The organism is Lysinibacillus canaveralius, assembly GCF_047301505.1.
In the GTDB taxonomy this organism is placed as follows: domain Bacteria; phylum Bacillota; class Bacilli; order Bacillales_A; family Planococcaceae; genus Lysinibacillus_B.
In genome coordinates, this window is record NZ_CP154840.1 from 2,453,721 (window position 1) to 2,468,873 (window position 15,153).

The 15,153-nt window shown below is 40.6% G+C and carries 15 protein-coding genes and 2 riboswitches; all 15 genes read right to left on the reverse strand.

The window, feature by feature from the left end; all coding sequences use genetic code 11:
* Positions 1-23: 23 nt before the first annotated feature.
* The gene (locus tag AA0Y26_RS12440) at positions 24-1,499 is read right to left on the reverse strand and encodes a S41 family peptidase (RefSeq protein WP_413362094.1); all 1,476 of its coding nucleotides are present in this window, start codon (positions 1,497-1,499) and stop codon (positions 24-26) included.
* A 234-nt stretch (positions 1,500-1,733) separates the two neighbouring features.
* Positions 1,734-1,883: a hypothetical protein gene (locus AA0Y26_RS12445; protein WP_413362096.1), complete on the reverse strand. Its 150-nt coding sequence runs from the start codon at positions 1,881-1,883 to the stop codon at positions 1,734-1,736.
* Positions 1,884-2,405: 522 nt separating this feature from the next.
* Positions 2,406-3,431 (reverse strand): ThiF family adenylyltransferase, encoded by a 1,026-nt coding sequence (locus AA0Y26_RS12450; protein ID WP_413362098.1) that lies wholly within the window; start codon positions 3,429-3,431, stop codon positions 2,406-2,408.
* Entirely contained in the window at positions 3,428-4,195 is a 768-nt protein-coding gene (locus AA0Y26_RS12455) for a thiazole synthase (RefSeq protein WP_413362100.1), read from the reverse strand. Before AA0Y26_RS12455 ends, AA0Y26_RS12450 begins: the two co-directional genes overlap by 4 nt.
* Before the next feature lie 3 nt (positions 4,196-4,198).
* Entirely contained in the window at positions 4,199-4,393 is a 195-nt protein-coding gene (thiS, locus tag AA0Y26_RS12460) for a sulfur carrier protein ThiS (RefSeq protein ID WP_413362102.1), read from the reverse strand.
* Positions 4,394-4,400: 7 nt separating this feature from the next.
* Positions 4,401-5,507: a glycine oxidase ThiO gene (gene thiO / locus AA0Y26_RS12465; protein ID WP_413362104.1), complete on the reverse strand. Its 1,107-nt coding sequence runs from the start codon at positions 5,505-5,507 to the stop codon at positions 4,401-4,403.
* Positions 5,491-6,099: a thiamine phosphate synthase gene (locus AA0Y26_RS12470; protein ID WP_413362106.1), complete on the reverse strand. Its 609-nt coding sequence runs from the start codon at positions 6,097-6,099 to the stop codon at positions 5,491-5,493. The genes thiO and AA0Y26_RS12470 overlap by 17 nt, the downstream gene beginning before the upstream one ends.
* Positions 6,100-6,200: 101 nt before the next feature.
* A riboswitch (TPP riboswitch) is annotated at positions 6,201-6,310 on the reverse strand.
* A gap of 108 nt (positions 6,311-6,418) precedes the next feature.
* Positions 6,419-6,516, reverse strand: a riboswitch (TPP riboswitch).
* A 535-nt stretch (positions 6,517-7,051) separates the two neighbouring features.
* The gene (deoD, locus tag AA0Y26_RS12475) at positions 7,052-7,759 is read right to left on the reverse strand and encodes a purine-nucleoside phosphorylase (RefSeq protein ID WP_413362108.1); all 708 of its coding nucleotides are present in this window, start codon (positions 7,757-7,759) and stop codon (positions 7,052-7,054) included.
* A 120-nt stretch (positions 7,760-7,879) separates the two neighbouring features.
* The gene (locus AA0Y26_RS12480; protein WP_413362110.1) at positions 7,880-8,095 is read right to left on the reverse strand and encodes a YozE family protein; all 216 of its coding nucleotides are present in this window, start codon (positions 8,093-8,095) and stop codon (positions 7,880-7,882) included.
* A gap of 507 nt (positions 8,096-8,602) precedes the next feature.
* Positions 8,603-10,702 (reverse strand): DUF2339 domain-containing protein, encoded by a 2,100-nt coding sequence (locus tag AA0Y26_RS12485; protein ID WP_413362112.1) that lies wholly within the window; start codon positions 10,700-10,702, stop codon positions 8,603-8,605.
* 423 nt (positions 10,703-11,125) lie between these two features.
* On the reverse strand, positions 11,126-11,554 hold the full coding sequence (gene msrB / locus AA0Y26_RS12490) for a peptide-methionine (R)-S-oxide reductase MsrB (protein WP_413362114.1): 429 nt from the start codon (positions 11,552-11,554) through the stop codon (positions 11,126-11,128).
* Positions 11,547-12,074 carry a peptide-methionine (S)-S-oxide reductase MsrA gene (msrA, locus tag AA0Y26_RS12495; protein WP_413362116.1) on the reverse strand — a complete coding sequence of 176 codons (528 nt, stop codon included), beginning with the start codon at positions 12,072-12,074 and terminating at the stop codon, positions 11,547-11,549. Before msrA ends, msrB begins: the two co-directional genes overlap by 8 nt.
* Positions 12,075-12,086: 12 nt before the next feature.
* On the reverse strand, positions 12,087-12,653 hold the full coding sequence (locus tag AA0Y26_RS12500; RefSeq protein ID WP_413362118.1) for a YpmS family protein: 567 nt from the start codon (positions 12,651-12,653) through the stop codon (positions 12,087-12,089).
* A 5-nt stretch (positions 12,654-12,658) separates the two neighbouring features.
* Positions 12,659-13,591 (reverse strand): GDSL-type esterase/lipase family protein, encoded by a 933-nt coding sequence (locus tag AA0Y26_RS12505; RefSeq protein WP_413362120.1) that lies wholly within the window; start codon positions 13,589-13,591, stop codon positions 12,659-12,661.
* A 721-nt stretch (positions 13,592-14,312) separates the two neighbouring features.
* Positions 14,313-15,149 (reverse strand): DegV family protein, encoded by an 837-nt coding sequence (locus AA0Y26_RS12510; protein WP_413362122.1) that lies wholly within the window; start codon positions 15,147-15,149, stop codon positions 14,313-14,315.
* Positions 15,150-15,153 lie beyond the last annotated feature (4 nt).

Here is a 15,153-nt window from a genome sequence, read left to right on the forward strand (position 1 = left end):
TTTTTTGGTTATTCAGTTACTTACTATTCAGCATTACCTGTTAATACTTCTTTTGCCTTTAACAGCATCGGGTCATCATTCTCGATTTTTTCACGCAATGCATCCATCAATGCATACGTCGTATCTCCTGCAATAACACCCGTCTGTTCAATGTTCTCCGCCTTTTGGAACGACTTTACAGCCTCTGCAGTGTTATTATCAAATACGCCATCTACTTTCCCTGGGTCGTATCCAATTGCTGCGAGCATCCCCTCAGCCGATTCGATCATTTTATCATTCATACCCATTGTCAGCTCTGTTTCCGGGTTAACATAAGTCAATGAGGCATAGCTTGGGTACTCTACTTTAATTGTAGGTGTTACACCTTTTTCGTTAATCCAATTTCCTTTTGGTGTCAGCCATTTTCCAGTAGTGAACTTCAGGTTTGCGCCATCCTCTAAATAGCTCACCGTCTGAACCGTTCCTTTACCGAATGAAGAAACCCCAATGACTTCTGCATTCCCTGACTCAAGCAATGCAGCAGCCAAAATTTCAGATGCCGATGCACTTCCTTCATCAATTAAGATTGTGACAGGCTGTTCGAATTTTTTGCCGCCCTCTGCGGTAAATACTTGTGGTTTTTCATCACGTCCCTGTACTTGAAGGATTGGCTTCCCGTCTTCTAGGAACAGATTTGAAATTTCGATAGCAGCGTCTAGGAAGCCGCCTGGATTTTGGCGAACATCAAGGATAATCCCTTTCATGCCTTGTCCATCTAGCTCAGTCAAAATAGCCAATAATTCATCATACGTTTCCTCACTGAAGGACGTAATTTGAATGTGGGCAATTTTGTCATCTCCCATTTCACCATACACAGTTTCGATTGGAATATCATCACGAACAATTGTCATTTCAATTGGTTCTGCATCCCCGCGTTGAACTGTTAATGTAACAGATGTACCTTTTTCACCGCGAATCAGCAGCACTGCTTCCGAGGCAGTCATACCTTGTATGCTTTTGCCATCCACAGCTAGGATCATATCCTGCGGCATAATACCAGCCTTCTCAGCCGGAGAATTCTTGATTGGCGAGACAACGACGATATGACCGTTGCGCTCCTGAATTTCAGCCCCGATTCCTTGGAAGCTAGAAGACAGGCTCTCGTTAAAATGATCTGCCTCATCCGTATTCATATAATCTGTATAAGGATCATCCAATGCATCAAACATCCCGTTGATTGCACCTGAGATAACGGCTTCTTCATCCACATCTACATAATAATTATCTTTTAATTCATCAAAAGCTTCATATAATCTTGTAAATTCTTCCCTTTCAACAGGCACTTTCACCTCAACGACTTTTTTCTCGCCAAATGTCAGGGCGAAAATCGTCAATCCAGCTGTTAAAAGAATTGTCAGAAAGAGCATCATGATCAAAGCAAACGGTTTGACACGTAAATATTTTCCCGCCGGCTTTACTGGCTGTTCACTTACTTCTTCCTCGCGTTTTTGTTCATCCATTCTATTCACCACTCTCTTACTTGCATTGCATGCTATATAACATATTAACAGGTTGATTCCGCTTCGAAAAGAAAAGACGTCAACTTTTTTAGAAAGTTCCTTTTAAACGTACTGATCATCGAAACGCCTTTTCATATAAGCTGCTAGATTGCTAATCTGCATAGAACTGCCGATACATCAAATCACACAGTTCTCTGTTGAAATCTAAGGGGTATTTATGTAAGCGCCGTTATTTTATAAAAACAGCTGTCCTAAATTGTATACCATACGCTCAGAACCTTTCATATATACCAGCATACTGAATTTTATTAATGGCAATGCAGCAGCTCTTATATCAATTTCAGAACGGTTGTAATCACAGGTCCCGAAAGTGCTATTGTACATCTCCATCCAGCTCCTGTAAAGATTTAAAATGATTCATTTACCCGTGATTCAATGATGAAATAGCAGTGTTTACAGGTAGTTTGTCCCCTCTCCTTCAAAAAAGCTTTTTAGGGAAATAGTAATTGGCAGCACGTGTCCTGTCTTGCATGTAAAATGAAAAATCAATTAAATTTAATTGAATCAATCTCATAAATCATCCTTTTTACTACCTCCTGATGAATCCTTATTATTGTTTGCTTCCATCTGAGTACAGCTGAGACAATCCATTATAAAAAGACAGCGAATACTATTGATGAGAAAATGTCTCTAATGAATCCCCAATGCCTTCTAAATATAGATTTTACTCCAAATACCAGGTTCTAATTCAAATGTTTGGGGAATATGAATCTACCTACAATCCCTTAATCTCAACGAGCTTGATATTTTCAAACAAAATTGGCCGGCATGAGCTTGGTACAATACCGAACTCATGCCAGCCAATTAGCTGCATATTAAAAACTTTCACTTTAAAGAATCACTACCTTATTTGCATGCTCCCCCCATTTGTATAAATCTGTTATAGATTACGCGTGCTTTTTTCGAATCTGTTACACCATGGATAATGGCACGTCCATCCGCAAAGAAAACGATACGATATACCTCAAACTGACATGATAATAAATACGGGTTTAATACAAGGTTTGTGACTTTCCGACTTATGTTGCTCGCTAGCTGTTCTAGTGAATACTCTTGCACGAGACCGGGTCTTAGCTGAACTGCATCACGCCCGCAAAGTACATGTGTTTTCATTTGATTTTCAAATTGGAGAAACGGATAGATTGGTTTTTCTCCACAGGTTAGACAATGTGGATTTTTAAGCTTTGCCACATTAATTTCAGCTCTCTCCCCTTTCCACAGATCTATTGATTGGACGATGGGTGCCATTGTTTTTCCTGCAAGCCATTTCAATACATGCGTCACTTGAAAAGCAGCAATAACTTGCACGATTGGACTAATGATCCCAACTGTATCGCAGGTCATTGTATCAAGTGGTAGATGTTCCAGCAAACAATGTAAGCATGGTGTTTTCCCTGGAATAATAGGCAATGCTAGGCCGTAGCTCCCGACACAAGCACCAAATATGTACGGGATGCCTTGCTTCATTGCCGCATCATTAATCATTAAGCTTGTTTCAAAATTATCGGTTGCATCGACGACAATGGTATGACTTTTCATTAATTCCTCAATATTTAGCCCATGTACATCTTCCACAATACCTGAAATAGTAGTTTCACTATTTATTTGTGCTAATCTTTTTTCAGCAGCAATTGCTTTTGGTAAATTCTGATGAACATCCGTCTCTATATAAAGCTGTTGCCGTTGCAAATTGCTCCATTCAACATAATCTCGATCGACAATCGTTAGTTTCCCAGCACCAGCCCTCGCCAGCATTTCAGCACTAGCTGAGCCAAGTGCCCCTGCACCAATGATTAAAACCTTCGCCTGCTGAATACGCTGCTGTGTGTTTTCCCCTAAAAATAATGCTTGTCTTGCATAGCGATTGTTCAAAGTGTCATCATTCCTATTGTTGGACTGCTCGCTGTCGCATATTCTTTTTCCTCTATTCTGCCCGCCTCAAAGCCTAACCTTCCTGCATCGATAGCCAGCTTCATTGCCTCTGCCATTTTCACCGGATCCTTTGCCCCGGATACTGCTGTATTAAGTAATACTGCATCCGCTCCTAGTTCCATTGCATAGGCAGCATCCTTAGGTGAGCCAATCCCTGCATCTACTATAACCGGAATTTCTGACTGTTCCACGATAAACTTTAAGTTCAACGGATTCACAAGCCCTTTCCCCGATCCAATCGGTGACGCGCCAGGCATAATGGCATGAACACCAAGATTTTCAAGACGCTTCGCTAGCACGACGTCATCCGATGTATATGGTAAGACAATAAACCCTTCCGCAAGAAGCTTTTCGGATGCCTTTAATGTTTCAATCGGGTCTGGTAATAGCGTACGCTGATCTCCGATGACCTCCACTTTAATCATGTCACATAACCCTGACGCCTTCGCGAGCTTCGCAATACGTACCGCCTCCTCAGCGGTCTTCGCTCCTGCTGTATTGGGGAGCAGCGTATAATTTGTTAAATCGAGCTGCTCCAAAAAATTAGGCTGCTCCGCTGAAAAAATATTCATTCTTCTTACAGCAAACGTTAAAATTTCTGCCTGCGATACTTCTACCGCTTTTTTCTGTACCTCAAATGATGGATATTTCCCCGTACCTAATAAAAGCCTTGAATGATATGTACGATCTGCAATTTTTAACATACTTCATCCTCCTCCAACAAAATGAACAATTTCCACTACATCGCCATGTGATAGGCGAGTCGTTGCATAGTCTTCTTTCATCACAATATCCCGATTTACTTCAACGACAACGATGCGATTTTCTAAGCTATAATGCGCCAACAATTGTTGAACGCTTTCAAACAGCTCAACTTGCTTGCCATTTACCGTAATAGACATCCCTTTCTCACCTCCTAAATGGGCCGCCTACTTGAAATTCCTCCACCCATTCTTGTTTCATATCCTTTCTTAAAATAAGACTGGCAATCATCTCGCCTGTTGCCGGAGCTAGCAGCACACCATTACGATAATGTCCAGTTGCAAACAAAATTGCATTATCCTCTGGGTGAAATCCGATGAAGGGCTTTTGATTAAACGTTTGTGGCCGAAGCCCTGACCAACTAGCCTTTATATTCATCTGGCCAATCGCAGGGAATAGTGCCTTCGCCTTTTGAATTAAAGTCTCTACCCCATTTAAGCTTACTTGCTCTGACCAGTCATTTTCCTGCATCGTAGCGCCAATGACCAGCTCCCCATTATTTCTTGGCACAATATAATATTTATCATGAAAAATCGTGTGCTTTAAAACAAAATTGGCACTCTCAACAGCTATACATTCCCCTTTGACTGGTATCATTTCGTGCTGTAACCCAAGCTGCCGAAAGAACGGAGTACTCCACACACCACTGGCAATGACAATACGCTTTGCTTTGAAAAGCTCCTTTGTCGTTTCAATTTCAAACAGATCCTGCTGTTTTTTAATATGCAACACCTTTGTATGCTCTACAATTGATGCACCATACAGCTGAGCACCTTTTGCGAAGGCTTGGCATACACGCGCCGGCAACACATTTATATCCTCTTCAATATAAGCTGCACCTAAGATATCCGGGGTAACTTCTTGCTCTAGATTTCTTACTTCCTCTGGTTCAAGCCATGTCACCGTAGGCTGTGCAAGTACCATTGCTAATTTTTCTTTGTCACGCTCAGAAAATGCAAGCTTTAAAATCCCCCCTTTCCTAAAACCTAAGTCAATCCCGCTCTGCTCGTATAATTCTTCCTTTAACACGGAATAAAGAGACTGACTATACCTCGCAAAAGAGAAAAAGGCTTTCACCTCATCCTCCAATTCCGAATGGGCACCGAGCATGCCGGCTGCTGCGCTTGTCGCTTTTAAACCAATCTGACCTTCCTCTAGCACGGCTACATCGACCTGCTCCTTCGCTAAATAGTAAGCAATAGCACTGCCAATAATCCCGCCGCCAATCACGGCTACCTCATAGCTTTTTTGCATATTGAATGGCCTCCCTAAAATGCTCTGCTTCAGCAACTGGACGATGGGCTGAAAAAATACCCGACATCACCGCAATGCCATCTGCCTGCACGTCCCGCAATGCCTGGAGCCGATTTACCTGAATACCACCAATCGCATAGACGGGAATCTTTAAACTCCCTTTCATTTCAATAATGGGGGTAAGACCGTTTGGGGCCTTTCCTTTTTTGCTATTCGTTTCAAAGCAATGTCCGTATAGCACATAATCAGCTCCTTGTCGCTCCGCCTCCTTAGCTCCCTCATAATCATGAACAGATTTCCCTACATGAAGATGCGGAAATCGCTCTTTTACCTGTTGCACAGGCAGCCCCTTTTCTGGTAAATGCACTGTTTGGATACCGCTGCACAAAGCAATATCCAACCGATCATTGATGATGAGTTTCTCTTTTGGCACACCTCCCTCGTCCAAATATTCAAGCAGCGCCATCACTTCCTTTACCGTCTTTGACTTTTCGCGTATTTGAATAAAATCAACACTATACTGGATTTGAATTATTTCCTGCGCTAACTCCAAAACCGACTGGCAATCATCTGTTACAGCCATTAGCTTCATATTTACATGCTCCCTTTATTGATTTTAAGCAACAAAAAACCACTCTCCCAAAAGGAAAGTGGTTCTGTTTGAATGCAACATATGCACAAAGGCACACAAAACATAAACATCCGCTACTTCCCTACGCAGATACAAATCTGATCAGGTTATGAGGGTTTAAAAGTACCTACTTTCGTCTCAGCCCTTATCAAGGGATCCCCTAGTAAAATTCATTTTCAATTTATAGGCTATCTGCCGTTTGCTGAATATCATCATTCCCCTTCATATTGAGGCGTAATAAAGGCACCACTACAAAAGTAGAGATGCCTAAAAAGTGCATATGTATGTACTCATCGCTCCCTACGCCAGTATTAACTGTCAGGTTCTAAGGGTCAGGTTTTACCTTCTCAACACACACGCGTCCCCCTGCAAATTCATTGAATTGTTTTTATTGTACTGATAAAAATGGTTAAATGCAATAATTTTTTGAATCGTATGAATTATTCATTAGATCCAAGCGGGATAAAAGGTTTTTAATCGTTAGCGTTGATTCACTTTGAATTATATGAACAAGTTTCTTTTCTCATCTTTCTCATGTACCTCAAATAACAACCAACCAATTCAATAAAAAACAAGTATTTCTTTTACTTCAAGCCTATTGTGTTGTATCTAAACCCTCTTGTATCATAAAAGCAACAGTCAGCTATGATAAAACGTAGCATAACTCCATAAAAAACCTCTAGCACCGCTCACACATCATCTAAATTTTGCAATCCCGCCAATTGTTGTGAATTTGTATTAACCCCCCAGACTCACTAAATGCCTTTGTCAATTGAACAAAAGGAAAACGCAACCTCACTATTTGATTCGTTAAACTAAAAAAGCACCCGACAAGTTTTTACCTGTCAGGCACTTCTCAAATCATACTATGGGCACTTGTTAAAAAGTACCAAATACCAAACCCTTGGTATTCCTACTCTTGAATCGCAGCTTCAAGCGCTACAACCATCATGTCTTTGAACGTTGTTTGACGCTCTTCAGAAGATGTTACCTCACCAGTAATAATGTGGTCAGAAACAGTCAGTACTGCTAATGCTTGACGTCCAAACTTCGCTGCTAGTGTATATAGTGCTGCAGCTTCCATTTCAACTGCTAATACGCCATATTTCGCAAGCTTTTCATTTTGTTCTTCATCTGAATAGAACATGTCGGCAGTGAAGATGTTCCCCACTTTCAAGTTCAAGCCCGCTTCTTTACCAGCATTGTATGCTTTATGAAGTAGATCGAAGTCAGCAGTTGGAGCAAAGTCAATACCGCCGCCCCAGATCACTTGGTTTAAGCGTGAATCTGTAGAAGCCGCTTGTGCTAAAATAACGTCACGCACTTTTACGTCTTTTTGAATCGCACCGCATGTACCAACACGGATTAATTTTTGTACACCGTATTCTTGCATAAGTTCCGTTGCATAGATCGAGATAGAAGGTACACCCATACCTGTCCCTTGCACAGATACACGGCGACCTTTGTATGTACCTGTATATCCAAACATGTTACGCACTTCGTTGTAGCATGTTACATCTTCCAAAAATGTTTCTGCGATGAATTTCGCACGAAGCGGATCTCCTGGAAGTAATACGATATCAGCGATTTCGCCTTGTTTAGCAGCAATATGGATACTCATAAATAGTCCCTCATTTCAGTTATTTTCAAGTTAATGATACTTCGTTTTCCTGTTTGATGCAATCGTTAGACGTCTTGCTTTGAAAAGTTAGAGTAGTTTGTTAATTCCTTCTCATGCTTCCTATAATTGATATTTTGTTGCATATAAGTCCCATAATTCATCAAATACAGAAGTGGACATCTCCTCATGTGCCTGCATCTCAATATAAGCCGTCAATTCGTCAAAATCCTCAGCCGCTTTTGGAAAGGCCGGATCATTAAATACAGCTTCTGCAAAACGTCCTTTTTCATCTCTTGCCCCTCTATAGGTTAATACGAAATGGTAGAATGATTTCATCCTCTCTCCTCACTTTCTTTTTAATTGAACTTAGGAATTCATGTTTTGTCAATAACTATTCACATGGTATATGCTATATACCCAAACTTTCTAAAAGGAAAAATAAGAATAGGGATATTTATACTTTTGGACCTTGAAATCTTTTTATAAAAACTAAGAAAAGGAAGACAAATTTTTATAAATGAAGAATCTGCATTACGCTGCTTCCGTTGTTCTGCTGCTATGCTGAACTATTCGCTATCATCCATCCCCTGCTTCTTCTTAACTCTCAGGTGTTTCCTGCCAACGAAAAATAAAAAAGACCCCAAACGCGAGGTCTTTTATACTTTATTTAATACTCTACTTCCTGTTATTATTTTGCTTCCGCATTAACAGCAGCGGGTTCACTATTTTGCAGCCATAGAAGCCTGGCATTGTACCTGGTTATAATATCTATCAGATATACTATTTGTAACTTCTTTGTTATGTCAAACTGATTTCCTAAAATAAATGGAAGAGATTAATCTTCTATTCTTTTTTCAACAATCTATTAGACAATAGTAAACCGATTGCACCAATTACAAGGAAGACAACCGCCCGTACTAACAAATCAAGCGACGAAAGGTCGAAGAAAATAAGCTTTCCAATAGCGAGAATCAACAAGACAAACCCTGTTTTGATCATTAAGTCCATTTTCTGTATTCTGCCCGATAATATAAAACCGGCTGCAAAAGCGAATAATAGACATGTTGTAAATATGACATATAAAAAGTCAGGTAAATAACCCATTTCTGAAATGAAATATGCCATATTCCATAAGTTGACGAGCATAACAAGCCATCCTGTAATCAGCAGCTGCTCAAATCGAGGCTGCAGATATTTTTCATATCGATTATAAATAACCCCTTTATAATAAAGATCTAGGATGAGGGCACCCCAGACCCCCATGTAGATAAGATGCATCGCGACCTGCAAAAGGACTTCATCATAGATCGAAACGGAGGTCCATACAATCAATGTACAAAAGCTCATGATTCCAAGAAGCAGCGCTGGCAGTCCTGCACCTGCAATTTTCCGCGGCGCTACTAGAACAGCTGCACAGCTTAGTGCAATAAAGGAAATGGTGAAGTACATTGTATAGCTGTCAGAGAGATAAAATGTATCTATCTTGGCGATAAATAGGATGATCATCCAGAACGTCGCAATTCTTGTGATTTCTTGCCAATAAATTTTCTTAAGTCCCACAGAAAGAAACGACTCCGCTTTTGCCTTCTCACTGCTATAAATCGCTGCGATGAAGTATATGATCGCTAGCAGGTGCAGACATATTTCAAATGATTCAGCTACTTGGAAGCCGACGTAAATGAAAAATGTCGAAATAGCTAAAATCGCTGTATTTGTAATTTTCATCACAGGTGCTTGAATTCGGACTCCTAGTAAAATACCGACCACAGCTGTTGTTAAGATGATAAACGTCCTCCAATCACCATCCAGCTCCCACGCAAGTAGACCGTTTACAGCACCGATTATCGCTATAGCTGCAAAAATATCAGTTAAATTGTGCTCGCCTCGCTGCTTCATCCAAAAGGCGACAGCAGCTGTTAACGCTATTACCAGAGTAAAGAAAATCATCTTTTCTATCTCTGTCCCAGAGAAGACATGCAAAAATGTAACACCTAAAATTCCGAAACTATACAATAGCCCTGCTTGAATTTTCGGCCATTTTCTCTCTTCTTTTGTGAGAATCCAGCCTGCAAAAAATGTCATGACAACAAGCAGCCATCCAAATGGATATACCCAGGAGTCTCCTTCCCCCATCACATAAAGAACCAAAGTGGACAGTCCGGTAAATAAGGCTGTAATATATAGTGCAATCCACTGGCGATGCTTCTTCAGCACGACCTGAATGGCAATGAAGAGAATGACAACAAAGCCAATTACAAGTAGTGAATCAAACTCCATATATTCAAGTAAGTACGGAAGTAGAAGAGAGGTAAACATAACAAAAATCGTCAGCCCCTCGCTGCCTTTCCAGTAACATAAGAAAATACCGTATACAATATAGGCAAGGGCAATAAATAAGGCAGGCAATGTGGACATAACACCGTAAATTAATACTGCCGCCGCTGTTGCCAGTACACCGACTGCAAACGAGCCGCCGTATAGCGCTGTGTGCATCGCACGTACACTTTTCTTCTTCTTTTCTAAGAGGTATGCCAAGCCCGCAAGCCCTATCGAAGCTGCATACGAAAGAATTATTTTCATTCCGTCCGTCAACATACCATAATCACTTATTAATTTCAGCCCCCATAAAACACCTAGCACAAAAATAAACATAAACACTTTTGGCAATATAGCAACAAGCTGTTCCTCAAATGTTCGTTTTGGTTTTGCCGGTGCTTTTGGTTCCACTGTCTGTTGTTTCTCTTGTTTAGACAAGACAAGGCCTTCATGCTCACCAGCAGGTTGCTCACTCGGCTTCACGGATACCCCTTTTATCTTCTCTGGCTTCTTGAGAGCTGAGTACACGGTTTGCCGTGAAGGGTCTTTTAATACAGCAAGCTCTTTTCTTAATTGCTGCACTTCCTCTTCAAGGGCTTCGACTCTACGCTGCCATTGTTCATCCATAAATCCACCCTCTTTATCTATAAATTTCCAATTCTATTATATCAAAATATGTCTGTACTCTATCGAGTCAAAAGTCATTTTCTAAAGGGTATCAAAAGTATGTGATATCCACTCTTAACCCTATCTGTCACTTTGTTAGTTTGTGTATTCGCCCATCACCTCTTCTGAATAATTTCGTCTCTTATTAAATAACGTTATTTATCTATTGTATTCTGCTTACTAACCGGAATGCATACTGTAATGCCTTATTAGCCGATCAATTGACATTGATAGCAGAGCAAACAGCAAAGCATTATAAGGGACGTTCATTCAGTGGGAATGTTTCCCTTTTCAAAGACTTTATAAGCTAATAAAAAAAGAAGAAAGTCCACATCTGCAGACTTTCTTCTTACGATAGCTAGTTCTTACTGTCTGTATGCATTTTTACTCAAATAATGACTTGTACTCTCCGTACCCTTCTTCTTCTAGACGCCCGACTGGTACAAAGCGGAGAGCTGCCGAGTTAATACAGTAGCGCAGTCCCCCAAGCTCTTTGGGACCATCCGGAAATACATGGCCAAGATGTGAATCAGCCGTTTTGCTTCGAACTTCTACACGACGCATACCGAAAGAAGTATCGAAATGTTCAGTAACTTCCGGTGCTTCAATCGGTTTAGAGAATGCTGGCCATCCACATCCCGCATCGTACTTGTCCTTCGAGCTAAACAAAGGCTTACCAGACACGATATCTACATAGATCCCTTCGTCAAAATGCTGATCAAATTCATTTTGGAATGGTGGTTCAGTACCTTTCTCCTGTGTCACATAATACTGCATGTCTGTCAATTCTTTAAGTCGTTTCTCTTTATCCATTTGAATTCCCCCAATGCTTATCAATAAATGCTGCTCGACCTGACCCGACCGAGTAGCGATTGTAATGTGCTGGATTTTTCTTGTAATAGTGCTGATGGTAATCCTCAGCAGGGTAAAAAGGCTTTGCCTCACGAATTTTTACGGCAATAGGTGCATGGAATTTCCCAGAGGCATCAAGCTCATTCTTTACACGCTCTGCAATCTCCCGCTGCTCTTCATCATGATAGAAAATAGCCGTCGTATACGACTCTCCCCGATCATAAAACTGGCCACCCGCATCTGTTGGATCAATCAGTGTGAAATATAGCTTCACTAAGTCCTCATAAGGATACACTTCTGGATCAAACGTTATTTGAACTGCTTCTAAATGCCCCGTCGTTTCACTGCATACTTGTTCATATGTTGGATTTTCGACATGCCCTCCTGTATATCCTGAAATGACACTCTCAATACCTGGCTGCTCGTCAAACGGCTTGACCATGCACCAAAAGCATCCTCCGGCGAATGTTGCTACTGCCATCTCTATTCCCTCCTATTCTGCTGGAACAACAATTTCCAATACAATATGGTCTTTTGGTAAATCAATCTCCTTCGCTCTTACCCGTGAACCTGATGCAATATTAATGCGTGATAAATCTACAAAAATTTCCTCATCATTCGGGATGACAGTAATCCATGACGGAAATTCAATGGAGTCCTGCATGAGCTTCAGCACTGTTTTAGGCGGGATATTCAGTTTCCCGACATTTACAGCGGTTTGTTTTAAAACAATATTTCCTTCATCAACGACTGGATTGAAATCCATCGCGATCGGCACATCTACACCAAATACTGTCAATGTACTGAAAAGCTGTATTTGGTTATTTACCTCAATTTCAACAGGCAAGGGAGATTTATTGAGGCTATCACCTAAGTACTGCTTGGCGATCGCCTCGAATTCTTTTGCTGTTGTTTGAACTGTAATAACATTTCCTTCTACCTCAGCTGGTTTAGGTCTTGCTACATCCTCTGTATCTGCAATTGCTAAATACAGTATCCCTGCTACTGCTAATACGATAGCACCGGCCAATGTAAAAAAGGCCACTTTCCATAAATTCACAACTATCACTCCTCAAACCCAATCCGGCCTGTTGACATTTCTTCAATATCGCATACTTTCATATACTGAATGATTCTCGTCGTCATCCGGTCATATCCACTTGCATTTGGATGAAAGAAATCAGTATGATATACCATTTCCTCATTTGTTTCAAATAAATCAGATGTTGGGACAAAACATGCATTTTGATCATCAGAAGCAATTTGAGCGATAGTCATATTCCATTCATCAATGATTGTTTCAAATGGGGTATACTCATCCGTAATAATGGAGAAAGGATTATAAAATCCGATTAAAATGATTGGCACTTCGCTATTTCGTTTGCGGATTTCCTCTACGATTTTTCTGTAGCGCTTCTCAAACTTCAGCATTTCTTTATCGAACATTTCCTTTTTCAAAGAGAAAAGATCCTTTTTCACAATCTTCATGACATCATTTCCACCCATTGTCACTGTCACTAAATCAGCCTCTGCTAACTCCTCATCATAATGCCCTTTTTTTACAAGCGATAATAGCTGATCACTACGGCGACCATTCTTTCCGCGATTATCAAGCTCTACCTCCGAAACAGCCGGCCATTCTTCAATCGCTTTAGAAAGGCGCTTTGTATAGCCATATTTCCCTGTCTCATCTCCAATACCCCTTGTTAGCGAATCACCTAAGGCCAAATATTGTATTGGCTCGGCATCTGTTTCTTTTCTTGTTCCCCATTCTAATTGGAAAACAGACTCCATCAATTCCTTCAGTTTACTTTTTTCTTCTACTTCCTCTAGCTGCTCGGCAATTTCTTCAGGTGTATAGACCTCTATCTGCTCTGTTTGCTCTTCTACACTTTCTTCATCCGGCGGATTGTTCGCAGGCTGAGCCTCATCTATTGTAATATAATTGCATCCAGACAGGACGGCTGCAAGAAATGCTGTTGCTAACAATCTCCACATGCTAAAACTCCCTTAACCACGATGTATTTCCATTATAAATACCTACGCGACATATTAAAAGCACGCAATCTTATAAGAACCTAAAAATACTTCCTATGTCTTTGTTACCCTTATGGCTGATTTAACGGCAGCCAGTCTCAAGGAAGATAAGAATCCACTAGAGAGCATATTCTGCTCATCAGCAGTCTCAAACTTAACCTGCTTATCTTTCCACATATTTTTAACTTACCCCCAGGTCATCTGCAATGCATACTTTTTATCTTGCTTTGAAAAACGTACCTAACTCTCTTATCAAAGAAGAACGATAAATAATCGACTTTCCCTATACTCTTCCAAAGGAATTATTTGCGATTTAATGAAACCCTTATTCTTTTCTATATTATGGTCAGAATTCCTAAAATAAAGCAGGAAATTTCAAAATCCATGCCCCTTATACAAACACCGTAAGTAAACTTGTCTCGTATTCTCGGTGCTGTTATTTCATTATCGTATTTTATGAAAGTATGTGGAGTTTACATAGCACTGGCTTATTCTACCTATACCTGATTCCGAGCAATTATACACTTTTTTATTATGTCGAAATAATATCTACTGCAAAAAAGAGCATCCATTTCTTGTGTCCAAGAAATGTGATACTCTTTGAATAAATTGAGCGCCTAAAAAATTACTCAGTGGATCATCGCTTCTTTTAAAGCTAAGCAGTCCTTATCTTTCTACTGTTTTATTCCGCATAGTACATGAAACCAATTGCACCAGGGCCTGTATGCGTGCTAATAATAGGTGATGTAAAGGCTATATCAATATCTGTAAAACCTGTTTCCTTTACAAGATCAAGTAACGGATTCCCCATTGTCTGTAACCCCTCTGCATGCGAGAGTCCTATACCCTTTACCACCTTGCCCGCAGTATCTTTTTGGAACTGTTCAAATAAGTACTTTACAACTTGCTTATGGCTCCGTGCTTTTGATACCGGCGTAAATTCCCCCGTATCCAAGCTTCCGATTGGCTTAATATTCAATAAGGAACCAAACATTGCCTTACCTTTACCAATACGGCCGCCTTTTACCATGTTTTCAAGTGTGTCCAGCACTACAAACAGGCGCGAATTTTTGCGCACTTCATCAACACGTGCAGCAATTTCTCCAACTGTTCCTCCAGCATTACGTACTTTTGCAGCCTCACGCACCTGAAATGCCAAGGCCCATGCAATATAGCGTGAATCAATGACTGTTACATCTGAATCCGTCATCTCCGCTGCCTGACGTGCGGATTGGACTGTTCCACTCATTCCTCCAGTCATATGAATCGAAATGATTTGGTCGCCGTCCTTCCCAAGTTCATCGTATAATTCCTTGAACTTTCCGGGAGCAGGCTGTGACGATTTCGGTAATTCTTTTGAATTTTCCATCAGCTGTAAAAATGATGCCGGTTCAATATCCACCCCATCTATATACGTTTTTCCATCAATTTGAATAGTAAGGGGAACGACGTGTATTTGATATTTTTCAATTTCTGTTTTCGTTAAATCACAAGTTGAATCCGTTACAATATGAATCATTGTT

Bases quoted from the DNA above. Each gene is read 5' to 3' on its own strand.
- thiO (WP_413362104.1), bottom strand. From the start codon at position 5,507: ATGCAAAAAAGCTATGAGGTAGCCGTGATTGGCGGCGGGATTATTGGC.
- AA0Y26_RS12510 (WP_413362122.1), bottom strand. From the start codon at position 15,149: ATGATTCATATTGTAACGGATTCAACTTGTGATTTAACGAAAACAGAA.
- AA0Y26_RS12480 (WP_413362110.1), bottom strand. From the start codon at position 8,095: ATGAAATCATTCTACCATTTCGTATTAACCTATAGAGGGGCAAGAGAT.
- AA0Y26_RS12470 (WP_413362106.1), bottom strand. From the start codon at position 6,099: ATGAAGCTAATGGCTGTAACAGATGATTGCCAGTCGGTTTTGGAGTTA.
- AA0Y26_RS12455 (WP_413362100.1), bottom strand. From the start codon at position 4,195: ATGTTAAAAATTGCAGATCGTACATATCATTCAAGGCTTTTATTAGGT.
- msrB (WP_413362114.1), bottom strand. From the start codon at position 11,554: ATGGATAAAGAGAAACGACTTAAAGAATTGACAGACATGCAGTATTAT.
- AA0Y26_RS12485 (WP_413362112.1), bottom strand. From the start codon at position 10,702: ATGGATGAACAATGGCAGCGTAGAGTCGAAGCCCTTGAAGAGGAAGTG.
- thiS (WP_413362102.1), bottom strand. From the start codon at position 4,393: ATGTCTATTACGGTAAATGGCAAGCAAGTTGAGCTGTTTGAAAGCGTT.
- msrA (WP_413362116.1), bottom strand. From the start codon at position 12,074: ATGGCAGTAGCAACATTCGCCGGAGGATGCTTTTGGTGCATGGTCAAG.
- deoD (WP_413362108.1), bottom strand. From the start codon at position 7,759: ATGAGTATCCATATTGCTGCTAAACAAGGCGAAATCGCTGATATCGTA.
- AA0Y26_RS12445 (WP_413362096.1), bottom strand. From the start codon at position 1,883: ATGTACAATAGCACTTTCGGGACCTGTGATTACAACCGTTCTGAAATT.
- AA0Y26_RS12505 (WP_413362120.1), bottom strand. From the start codon at position 13,591: ATGTGGAGATTGTTAGCAACAGCATTTCTTGCAGCCGTCCTGTCTGGA.
- AA0Y26_RS12440 (WP_413362094.1), bottom strand. From the start codon at position 1,499: ATGGATGAACAAAAACGCGAGGAAGAAGTAAGTGAACAGCCAGTAAAG.